We start from the raw sequence: 10274 nt of genomic DNA, 5'->3' as shown, positions 1-10274 counted from the left end.
GAATCTCTCTCTAAATTCACCATAATTTCTACTCAGCTCCTTCTGAGTAAATTTGTGCTTAGTCTAAACTCCAGTAATTACCTATTACCTTAACCTCTCAAATGTATTGAACTTTATACATTTGAAATAAGTCGCCACTTTGCTTTTTTACTACCTTAGCGCCAGCAGCTTTCATCATTTTTTCCCAATCTTCTATTGTCTCTAAAAATACTTCTCCGGCTCGATAAGTCTCCAAAATAGCCCAATCTTCTGCTAGAGGAGAATTGGGATTGAGGACATCAAAAACAAAATGGCCGCCCGGTTTTAGTACCCGCTTTACTTCTCCCATAACAATACTCCAATAGTCTATGGGATAGTAACAGCTAAAGCCTGTAGCGAGGCATAAATCGAACTGAGCCTCTTCGTAATTTAACTGGTGAGCGGGAGCCCATTCTACGCCTTTGAACAGCTTAGAATTGAGTTGAGGGCCGCGAGCGTTTAAAGCGTCTCGCGCTGCGCTGCTGATTTCTTGACCGTAAAAATATGCTTCCCAATCCCGCCAAGGGTAGATGAGAAAGCTGACTCCGCAGCCAATGTCTAAACAGCGCTGATTTTTTTGAGGTTTGGCAATTTTCCAGAAGGGAGAAACTGTTTTTGCTTGGAGAGTTCCTGCGACTGATTCCAAGAAAATCGGCATTGATTCGACTTCTTCGGGTAAAGCGAAAGCTTCTCCTCGGTATTCGCGATCGAACCGAGAGGCCACTTGCGACAGTAAAACTTGCCAGCTATCTGATTTTCCTTTAGCAAACCAAGTCTGCTCCTGACCCGCCACTGGGCGATCCGACTTTTTAGACATTCTTGAATTACCTTTTAGTGGCTTTGAGAGCTTTTGTAAAGTTTTGGCGGTAAGGCTTATTAAAAATTAACGCGGGCCACAGCAGAGACAGCTTCAGGCGATTTGTAAAACTTCTGTCGAAGTTAGTGCGATCGAAACCATTCCAAAATTTCCAAATACCGCCGCCGTAAGCGACTAGCAATGCCAAGCTAATTAACGTACTCATTTAAAAAACCCCTAAGCAATGGATAGGATTTTGGGTCAGCTAGTCAAAGCGCTACTCTTAATCTATCATTTATCAGACGCCAAGCCGCACCGATACCTGTAGCAATTCCACCTTCAGAAAGAGACTTCAAAATCCCCGCCGATCACAAACTTAAAAATAACACCCCCAAAATAGCTTTCACCGAGCAAGCAAGAAGGGACTTCTGCCCAAAGTCGATGATTCTGAGGACTTATACCATTTTAGATTGAAGAATTGAAGAATTAAATAATTGGGAATGACTGATTAGATAAGGGTTTGGAGCTGACCTACAGTTGCATTCTTTTTTTAAACTGGTATTACCCAACATCCCCTACAAATCCGAACTCGACCGAGGGATTGGTGCGGCGCCGCAAGTTCTAATGCGGTTGAAATCGGTTGCTGTTGGGGGACGGCCTGGTCGAACGGGATTTCCCAGACGTGTAACTACTCGAAGATATTTAACTAAGAACTGATAGCCGGCGGCCCACGAATTACAGCAGGCAAACTTTTTCTAGCGGACAATGACGGTAGAGAGCTTTCTAAGCAAGGAGGATTTTATGCGTGCAGTGCTGATGGCTGGGGGGTCGGGAACGAGGCTCAGACCCCTGACGTGCGATTTGCCCAAACCGATGGTGCCGATTCTCAATCGCCCGATCGCAGAACACATTATCAATTTGCTAAAAAGGCATCAGATTACGGAAATTATTGCTACGCTGCACTACCTTCCCGATGTCATGCGCGAATATTTTACTGACGGGGCAGAGTTTGGCGTTCAAATGACTTACGCTGTGGAGGAAGACCAACCGCTGGGTACGGCTGGTTGCGTCAAAAATATTGCTGAATTGCTCGATCGAACTTTTCTGGTCATCAGCGGTGACAGCATCACAGACTTCGACTTAACCGAAGCGATCGAATTTCACCGCAGCAAGCAATCCAAAGCCACGTTAATTTTAACTCGCGTTCCCAATCCGATGGAATTCGGGGTCGTGATTACCGAGGAAAATTACCGCATCAACCGCTTTCTGGAAAAGCCTTCTAGCAGTGAAATTTTCTCCGATACTGTCAATACCGGCACCTACATTTTAGAACCGGAAGTATTGGACTACCTGCCTGCAAATAAAGAATGCGACTTCTCGAAAGACTTGTTTCCCTTGCTGCTGGAAAAAAACGAGCCGATGTACGGTTACATCGCCGAGGGTTACTGGTGCGATGTCGGCCAGCTTGATGTTTACCGGGAAGCTCAGTACGACGCGCTGCGGGGAAAGGTCAAACTGGATTTGACTTACTACAACCAAGTTCGATCGGGAGTTTGGGTCGGTCAGAATACTTTTATTGACGATAGCGCGATCGTCGAAGCACCGGCGATGATCGGCAGCAATTGTCGGATTGGAGCCCGAGTTAAAATCGATGCCGGTACGGTGATCGGAGATAACGTGACAGTCGGGGCCGATGCCAACCTCAAACGTCCCATCGTCTGGAACGGAGCAATTGTCGGCGAAGACGCTCACCTTAGGGCCTGCGTGATTTGCCGGAGTACCCGCGTAGACAGGCGCGCTCATGTATTGGAAGGTGCGATCGTCGGTTCTATGTCGATCGTGGGAGAAGAAGCGCAAGTGGGGCCAAGCGTGCGCATCTGGCCGAGCAAAAATATTGAATCCGGCGCTCTGTTAAATCAAAATTTAATTTGGGGAGAACAAGCTAAGCGGAATTTGTTCGGCCAGCGCGGCGTTCAAGGGCTGGCAAATGTGGATATTACCCCGGAATTCGCGGTGAAATTGGGCGCGGCTTACGGCTCGACTTTGAAACCCGGGACTTCGGTATCGGTATCTCGCGACCAGCGGAGCATTTCGCGGATGGTTTCGAGGTCTTTGATTGCAGGTTTGATGTCGGTAGGAATTAATGTGGTCAATTTGGAATCGACGGCAATTCCGATCGCGCGCACGGTTTCGTCTACGCTATCGGTTGCTGGCGGCATTCACGTTCGCATTTCGCCCGATCGATCCGACCACATTTTAATTGAATTCTTCGATATCAAAGGCATCAATATTACTAAAGCTGCTGAGAAAAAAATCGAGGGCGCTTATTTTAAGGAAGATTTGCGGCGGGCTCTAATTCCCGAAATTGGAGAGATGTCGTACTTTAACCAAGCTCTCGACGTTTACAACCGCATTTTTGAGCGGCAGATGAATGTTGAGGCAATACGCTACAGCAATACTAAGGTGGTAATCGATTACGTTTACGCAGTTTCCGGAGCAATTCTGCCGCAAATGCTTGCTAAGTTCGGCTGCGATGCGGTGGTGCTCAATGCGAGTCTCAAACAGACTTCTCTGAGCAACGGCGAACGGGAATATTTGCTCGACCAACTCGGCCGGGTGGTGAAAGCACTCAGCGCTAATTTTGGAGTGCAGGTGTCGGCTAACGGCGAACAGCTCATTTTGGTAGATGAGTCTGGGATAGCGATTCGCGGGGAAATGCTGACGGCGTTGATGGTAAATTTGATGCTGACTTCTGATCCCAAAGGTACAGTAGTAGTGCCGGTGAATGCCTCTTCTGCGGTGGAGGCGATCGCCCGCCGCTATCAAAGCAAGGTAATCCGCACTAAGGCGAACCCAACTGCTTTGATGGAAGCCGCTAACAGGAACCCGAATGTGGTTTTGGGCGGCAGCGGTCTTATGGGTTTTATTTTCCCGCAATTGCATCCCGGATTTGACGGAATGTTCTGCATTGCTAAAGTGATAGAAATGATGACGATTCAGGAGCGATCGCTCGGACAGATCAAGGCCGAACTTCCCCGCGTCACCCACCGCAGTTACAGCGTCCGCTGTCCTTGGACGGTCAAGGGTTCGCTGATGCGGCATTTAGTAGAAACTCATTCGCCCGATCGTTTAGAATTAGTAGATGGAGTGAAGATTTTTAACTACAGCGACGACAATTGGGTATTAGTTTTGCCCGATGCTAGTGAACCGACCGTTCATATCTTCGCCAACAGCGAGGATCGAGATTGGGTATCTGAAACTTTGAAGGAGTACCGCGCCCTCGTTCACGATTTTGTCAGTCAAGCTGAGGCGGCGGTTCGCCAAGATAAATTTGGTAACGGATAATTGGTAATTGCAAATCGGTAATCGGTAATCGGTGACAACTAATAGCGAATAGCGCCAAAAAATCAGTAATTACCAATTTGCAATTTGCAATTACCAATTTGCAATTACCACAAGCAAGACACGCAAGTCATCGGTACACGAATAGCTATTTCTTCCTTCTTCTCTCTTCCTTCTTTATCCAATTCCCAATTACGCACAGATAACAGATGAATAGCTGCATTTTGATGGCGGAAATAATTCAACAACCGCAACTCCGTTATACTCCTGACAATCAACTTCAAATCGCTGAGATGTTGGTGCAGTTTCCAGGCCCAAAACCGGAAGATCCGCCAGAACATTTGAAAGTGATAGGATGGGGAAATTTTGCTCAAGAAATTCACGAGAAATATCACGAGGGCGATCGCGTGATTATTGAGGGACGGCTGAGCATGAATACGATCGAAAGAGACGGTATTAAAGAAAAGCGCGCTGAACTGACAGCTCAAAGGATTTACAGTGTCGGCGCCGATGCAATGACTGCTGCTCCCCCAACTAGAAGCGCCCCCGAAGCGGCTCAAATTCGCGACAGCGCGCCTGCTAATGTGCCGAGCAACGTGGTTCCTATGAGTTCGCGAGGTCGCAGTCCTAACAGCGCTCCAGGTGGCGCTAACCGCACGTCTAGTTCGGATTGGAACTCGCATCAGCCTTCAAATTCTGAGTCCGATAGCCAGTCGGGTTCGTCTAACGAAGCTGACAATCCCGATTACGATCCGATTCCATTTTAAAAATTAGGGTGCATCACTTTACAACTGGACTGTTCGATCGAAAGTGACGCACCTTAATTTAAGAGCGATCGCACTTCAGGAAAAAAAGGGCGATCCTCTTCGAGGGCTGCGCTAACGAATTTGGCTGAACTGCGAGCTAAATTGCAAATTTTACAGCTCGATCGTCACAACTTTTTTCTTGCTTTTTTCGTCGCGCAGCACGACTGTATTGTAGGGTGATGTATCCGTCCCCAGCGGAATTGGCAGCTTAAAGCTGCTGCTCTTATGCTTAAGTTCGCCTAAATCAATGCTTTTCGTTATATTGCCATCTGTTGCCAGATAAGCGGTAAGTTCGCCTTTATAATCTTCAATCAAAAAGTCTCTGAAAAAAAGGACTTCCCCAGCACCCTCGACATCGATAGCAAGGATGACCGTACCGCTAAACGTTGCGCCTTTTTCTTCTTCATCAACCGTCGCCATTTTAATTTCCGAGGGGTCTTGACCGGACATATCTGACATAAATTTTTTCTCTTGAGCGGAGCGCAATAATCAACAAGAATCATACCTGACGCTAGGGGCGATCGCAAAACTCTTAGGGCGTATTTCTGCATCGGTCTTGCTTCTCTCTAAGGTTAGAGAAGCCCGCAACCGCGCATTATACCACCAATTCTCTCAATTCTTGAGTCAGTAAGTACAGACCGTTAAAATTATCTCTATAATGCCCCCAAGTCTCGCAAACACCGCCGCGTTAATTCGATTCGATATTTAGCATCCTTAGTCGGGAGTTTTTAAGTGATTGGGTGGAGAATTAAGCCTGATGTTTTTGATAATTTAAGAGCGATCGCATTTCACTCAAGAAAGGGCGATCGCCCTAAAAAATTATTATTTCCAGTAACGGGTTAAAATCCGCATTACTTCACCTGCGATCGGGGGACGCACCCTACACATTCGATCGCACTATTTCCACTCCAAAAACTTCTGCAAATTCAGCCACCACGATCGCCCTAACTCGATCGACCTCAATTCCGGGAATAAACTGCTCTAAACTCCCAACAGGTCGATCGGGAATCCCGCAAGGTACAATTTGCCCAAAACCAGCGAGATCCGGACAAACATTTAAGGCAAAACCGTGCATCGTAATCCAGCGGCTGACTTTAATGCCGATCGCGCCTACTTTGCACCCATCCACCCAAACTCCAGTCATACCGGGAACCCGCGAACCCTTCAACCCGCAAACTTCCAGCACCCTCAGCAGCACTTCCTCCAACTGCCGCAAATACCAGTGCAAATCTTGTTGGTGACGGCGCAAATTTAAAATCGGATATCCCACCAATTGACCCGGACAGTGGTAAGTCACCTCGCCGCCCCGCTCAACTCGGTGCAGTTCCGGCCCAGTTTGACTTGGGTCAAATTTCAGAAATTCCAGCTTGGCTCCCAGTCCCAAAGTGTAAACCGGCGGATGTTCCAGCAAAATCAGGACATCTGGCAAATCTGGTTTGTCGCGGCGTTCTTGCACGAGTTTTTGCTGGATTTCCCAAGCTTGGGAGTAGGGAACAAGTCCCCAATCGAGGAGCAAGCAGGGTTGTGCATTTAGCTGTTGAGGGGTGAGAGGGGAAATCATGCAAAAAATCAATAGTGTTTTGACGGAATATTGGCGCAGTTTAAATCAAGAATTGTCAACATATAATAAAAGATTTGGAAGATAAGTGTTTTCGAGAATACATAGTGCTACTGTATAAAATATACCCACGTTACAGAAGGGAGGGAGCTCTATGAAGCTTGTTATCCAGGGTAAGAATATAGAAATCACCGATGCGATTCGCGAGTACGTCAATCAAAAGGTTGAAAAGGCAGTTAGCCATTTTCAAACTTTGACTACTGAAGTGGACATACATCTATCGGTGGCTCGTAACCCCAGGATCAATCCTAAGCAGACTGCTGAGGTAACTATTTATGCTAACGGCAGCGTGATTCGGGCTGAGGAAAGCACGGAAAGCCTGTATGCCAGCATCGATTTGGTTGCCGACAAGATAGCTCGTCAACTGCGGAAATTTAAGGAAAAACGCCACGACAATAAGACCCAGAGTAGTCCCAAAACGGTTACGGTAGTTGATGAACATCCTGTAGTAGCGGATCTGATTGGCGATCGAACTCCCGAACTTCCTGCTGAGGTGGTGCGGACTAAGTATTTTGCTATGCCTCCAATGACTGTGCAAGAAGCTTTGGAACAATTGCAGATTATCGATCACGATTTCTATATGTTCCGTAATGCGGAAACAGGCGAAATTAACGTACTCTACGAACGAAAGACTCACGGTGGCTATGGAGTTATCCAACCCCGCCACAGTAACGGTAACGGTAATAGCAAAAATGGCAAAACTGCCGAAAGCGCTACATCTGAAAAATCGAGTGTTGCGAAAAGCTAGATAATTGCTGAGTGCTAATAGTTAATGGCTGCAAGTCATTAGCAAAAAAGGACTAAAGTCCTCACTACAAACTCCTGGTTCGTAGTAAGGACTTTAGTTTTTTCTTGGTTTTTTAAGATAATGATTCGTAGTAAGGACTTGGCTGATATTTCCTATAGAAAATGGATGAACAATTATGCTATTGGAGTTAAGACAATTGAAGATTCAACCGGGTCAGCAATTACTGGTTGAAGATGTGAACTGGCAACAATTTGAAAGTATTTTGGCGGAATTAGGAGAACGTCGTGCTTCCCGACTTTCCTATAGTAACGGACGGTTAGAAATCATGGTTCCTCTGCCCGAACATGAAAAAGCCAAGGAAATTATTGGCGACATGGTAAAAATTTTGTTGGAAACACGACAAATAGCATTTGAGTCGTTAGGTTCGACAACGTTGAAAAATGAACGCATGAGTCAGGCTGTCGAACCGGATACCTGTTTTTATATTCAAAATCAAGCAGCGGTTATCGGTAAAAATCGCCTCGATATGAGTATCGATCCGCCGCCAGACTTAGCGATAGAAATCGATCTCACCTCTCGCACGCAGTTGGATAATTATCAAATTCTAGGAGTGCCAGAACTTTGGCGATACGCACGGCGAGGGCTACAAATCAACGTCTTGCAAGCCGAACAATATATTGAGTCTGATGTGAGTCCCACTTTCCCCAATATCCCGATTGTCGAACTGGTGAATCAGTACACCCAGCAGAGTCAAGTTTCTGGCAGAACCGCCGCTATTCAAGCTTTTAAAAATTGGGTAGGGGAAAATCTCTAGTCTTAGAACTGCCGTTTTCACTACAAACCGTTACTTCGCAGTCACTAATTTAGTTTTTTCTTGGTTGTTTAGACAATGAGGACTTTCGTCCTCATTACAAACAATATATTTAAGCAAATCCATCTAACTTTTGATGGCTTCTAAAGTTTTGAGTGCTTCTGCAACGTGTGCTTTGAAGTCTAACATCGAGTCAAAAATATGCTTGACAACGCCTTCTTGGTCAATGACATAAGTTACTCTACCGGGCATAATCCACAGTGTAGCTGGAACTCCGTATAATTGCCGCACTTTGTTGCCACTATCGCTCAGCAGTGTAAATGGTAGCCGATATTTGGTGGCAAATTCCTCGTGCGATTGTGGCGAATCTTCGCTAATTCCTATGACTTCTGCACCTGCGTCTTTGAAGACTTCGTAACTATCTCGAAAAGCGCAAGCTTGGGTTGTGCATCCGGGTGAGTTGTCTTTGGGGTAAAAGTAGACTATGACGTTTTTTTTACCTTTAAAATCTTTGAGCCTGACTGATGTGCCAGTTTGAGATGGTAAGGTAAAATCGGGGGCGGTGTCTCCTACTTTGACTGTCATGTTTTTTAACTTAGTAGATCTGTTTGCGTGAAAATTTAACTTTTGTTATTGTACAGTTTTTTGAGCAATAGTTCGCAGTTGCGATCGGGCAATTCGACAGCCTCCGATTTTGGCTTTGTCGCACTCCTAACAAAAACCCTTTTTACAAAATCGGGATGCTGTCGCCGATTCGCAGTTACGCGGATTAATTCGAGAGGGTTTTTTGAACCGCACATCCACGGGGATTAACGAAGATTCTTATTAAGAATGGGAGGGGCGGTGCTGAAGCTTTACTACAAAGTTAATTGTTATCGGCCTTTAGTTAAATTTTTTAATTCCCGCCATATTGGAGGAATTTGGCCGGAGTGTGTGCGTGGCTGGGTAAGGATTCCTTGAGTGGGACTGAACAGCAATGATAGCACAAATAATCCGGATGCAACTAAAACGATTGCGGGCCCGGATGGTAAGTTATAAAAGTAGCTGAGATACATTCCGCTAATGCTGGAAATAACTCCGATTATTGCGCCTAAAATCATTACTTGGTGCAGGCGAGTGACTAGGAGATATGCGGTACTTGCGGGTGTAATTAATAGGGACAATACTAGCACTACGCCAACAGCTTTGAGGCTGGCAACTATTGTGAGGGCGATGAGTACCATCAGTCCGAAGTTGAGCAGGTTTACTGGCAAACCTGTTGCTTGTGCTCCTAATGGATCGAATGTGTAAAATAGCAATTCTTTGTAAAACAATACTACAACTAATAAGACTACGGCGACTATGACGGCTGTGTCGATCGCATCTTCGGCAGTAACTCCCAGGATGTTGCCGAAAAGAAAGTGGTTGAGGTCGATTTTGTTGTCTTTTTGGACGATCGTAATTAGGGTGATGCCGAGGGCGAAGAATGCCGAAAATACGATGCCCATTGCCGCGTCTTCTTTGATTGTCGATCGAGTTTTGATCCAAGCTATGATTACTGTACTCAAAACTCCGGCAATGAAAGCGCCGATAAAGATGTTTGCTCCGAGGATAAATGCGATCGCCAATCCGGGCAAAACCGAGTGGCTGATGGCGTCTCCGAGCAAGGCCAGCCGCTGTACCATTAGGTAGCTGCCGACGATCGCGCAGACGATGCCGACGAGAATGGCTATTACGAGCGATCGCTGCATGAATCCGTACTGCAACGGCTCAATTAAGGTTTGTATCATAAAATTATCAAATCACAGTTAACTAATGACTAACAACCAAAGCAACCCGGTTCGATCTGAGATGTTGCACCATTCTCAATAAGCTTTTTATGAACAGGCAAGATGCCTGTTCCACAAAGAGTGAATTTTCTTGTGGAACAGGCATCTTGCCTGTTAAGCGAGAATAGTGCAAGATGTGAGTTTGATCCGAGATTTATCGTTGCCCAATTCAAGATTATCAAAAAAACCGGGTTCAAGAGTGTAACTCCTAGATTAATGACCAAGAATTTCTTGATGGTACCCGCCACGTGATTTATCCGTGGAATCAATCCAAAATCGAAAATCGAAAATCCTCAAGCCCCCGCATTTATCCGTGGGGTCAATCTA

10 protein-coding genes are annotated in these 10274 nt (G+C 45.9%); 4 read left to right on the top strand and 6 right to left on the bottom strand.

Annotated features, from left to right (window positions below):
* Window positions 1–97 precede the first annotated feature (97 nt).
* Together QUA13_RS29985 and QUA13_RS29980 are read right to left on the bottom strand one after the other, a co-directional pair.
* The gene (locus tag QUA13_RS29985; protein WP_333204422.1) at window positions 98–835 is read right to left on the bottom strand and encodes a class I SAM-dependent methyltransferase; all 738 of its coding nucleotides are present in this window, start codon (window positions 833–835) and stop codon (window positions 98–100) included.
* 7 nt (window positions 836–842) lie between these two features.
* Window positions 843–1040 carry a hypothetical protein gene (locus QUA13_RS29980; RefSeq protein WP_333189440.1) on the bottom strand — a complete coding sequence of 66 codons (198 nt, stop codon included), beginning with the start codon at window positions 1038–1040 and terminating at the stop codon, window positions 843–845.
* Window positions 1041–1615: 575 nt separating this feature from the next.
* Between QUA13_RS29980 and QUA13_RS29975 the strand changes: the two genes are divergently transcribed.
* Window positions 1616–4159: a mannose-1-phosphate guanyltransferase gene (locus tag QUA13_RS29975; RefSeq protein WP_333189439.1), complete on the top strand. Its 2544-nt coding sequence runs from the start codon at window positions 1616–1618 to the stop codon at window positions 4157–4159.
* Window positions 4160–4365: 206 nt separating this feature from the next.
* Entirely contained in the window at window positions 4366–4923 is a 558-nt protein-coding gene (locus tag QUA13_RS29970; RefSeq protein ID WP_333204420.1) for a single-stranded DNA-binding protein, read from the top strand.
* A gap of 150 nt (window positions 4924–5073) precedes the next feature.
* Here the strand turns inward: QUA13_RS29970 and QUA13_RS29965 are convergent, their stop codons facing one another.
* Both QUA13_RS29965 and lipB read right to left on the bottom strand, forming a co-directional pair.
* The gene (locus tag QUA13_RS29965) at window positions 5074–5421 is read right to left on the bottom strand and encodes a hypothetical protein (RefSeq protein WP_333189437.1); all 348 of its coding nucleotides are present in this window, start codon (window positions 5419–5421) and stop codon (window positions 5074–5076) included.
* A 421-nt stretch (window positions 5422–5842) separates the two neighbouring features.
* On the bottom strand, window positions 5843–6523 hold the full coding sequence (lipB, locus tag QUA13_RS29960; protein ID WP_333204418.1) for a lipoyl(octanoyl) transferase LipB: 681 nt from the start codon (window positions 6521–6523) through the stop codon (window positions 5843–5845).
* Window positions 6524–6674: 151 nt separating this feature from the next.
* Here lipB and hpf point away from each other — a divergent pair, with 151 nt between their 5' ends.
* Window positions 6675–7328 (top strand): ribosome hibernation-promoting factor, HPF/YfiA family, encoded by a 654-nt coding sequence (gene hpf, locus QUA13_RS29955; RefSeq protein ID WP_333204417.1) that lies wholly within the window; start codon window positions 6675–6677, stop codon window positions 7326–7328.
* Between the two features lie 175 nt (window positions 7329–7503).
* On the top strand, window positions 7504–8142 hold the full coding sequence (locus tag QUA13_RS29950; RefSeq protein WP_333204415.1) for a Uma2 family endonuclease: 639 nt from the start codon (window positions 7504–7506) through the stop codon (window positions 8140–8142).
* A gap of 123 nt (window positions 8143–8265) precedes the next feature.
* Here the strand turns inward: QUA13_RS29950 and QUA13_RS29945 are convergent, their stop codons facing one another.
* A complete protein-coding gene (locus QUA13_RS29945) occupies window positions 8266–8724 on the bottom strand; it encodes a peroxiredoxin (RefSeq protein WP_333204413.1) in 459 nt (152 codons plus the stop codon).
* Window positions 8725–9011: 287 nt separating this feature from the next.
* Complete coding sequence (locus tag QUA13_RS29940) at window positions 9012–9908, bottom strand: metal ABC transporter permease (protein WP_333189433.1); 897 nt, start codon at window positions 9906–9908, stop codon at window positions 9012–9014.
* Between the last annotated feature and the right edge of the window lie 366 nt (window positions 9909–10274).

The organism is Microcoleus sp. S28C3 (assembly GCF_036700785.1).
Taxonomy (GTDB): Bacteria; Cyanobacteriota; Cyanobacteriia; order Cyanobacteriales; family Microcoleaceae; genus Microcoleus; species Microcoleus asticus.
This window is presented reverse-complemented; position numbering and strand designations above follow the sequence as displayed.

What these genes read in the sequence shown, in the direction of transcription:
- QUA13_RS29950 (WP_333204415.1), top strand. Translation starts at nt 7,504, where the DNA reads ATGCTATTGGAGTTAAGACAATTGAAGATTCAACCGGGTCAGCAATTA.
- QUA13_RS29965 (WP_333189437.1), bottom strand. Translation starts at nt 5,421, where the DNA reads ATGTCAGATATGTCCGGTCAAGACCCCTCGGAAATTAAAATGGCGACG.
- QUA13_RS29940 (WP_333189433.1), bottom strand. Translation starts at nt 9,908, where the DNA reads ATGATACAAACCTTAATTGAGCCGTTGCAGTACGGATTCATGCAGCGA.
- lipB (WP_333204418.1), bottom strand. Translation starts at nt 6,523, where the DNA reads ATGATTTCCCCTCTCACCCCTCAACAGCTAAATGCACAACCCTGCTTG.
- hpf (WP_333204417.1), top strand. Translation starts at nt 6,675, where the DNA reads ATGAAGCTTGTTATCCAGGGTAAGAATATAGAAATCACCGATGCGATT.
- QUA13_RS29945 (WP_333204413.1), bottom strand. Translation starts at nt 8,724, where the DNA reads ATGACAGTCAAAGTAGGAGACACCGCCCCCGATTTTACCTTACCATCT.
- QUA13_RS29980 (WP_333189440.1), bottom strand. Translation starts at nt 1,040, where the DNA reads ATGAGTACGTTAATTAGCTTGGCATTGCTAGTCGCTTACGGCGGCGGT.
- QUA13_RS29975 (WP_333189439.1), top strand. Translation starts at nt 1,616, where the DNA reads ATGCGTGCAGTGCTGATGGCTGGGGGGTCGGGAACGAGGCTCAGACCC.
- QUA13_RS29985 (WP_333204422.1), bottom strand. Translation starts at nt 835, where the DNA reads ATGTCTAAAAAGTCGGATCGCCCAGTGGCGGGTCAGGAGCAGACTTGG.
- QUA13_RS29970 (WP_333204420.1), top strand. Translation starts at nt 4,366, where the DNA reads ATGAATAGCTGCATTTTGATGGCGGAAATAATTCAACAACCGCAACTC.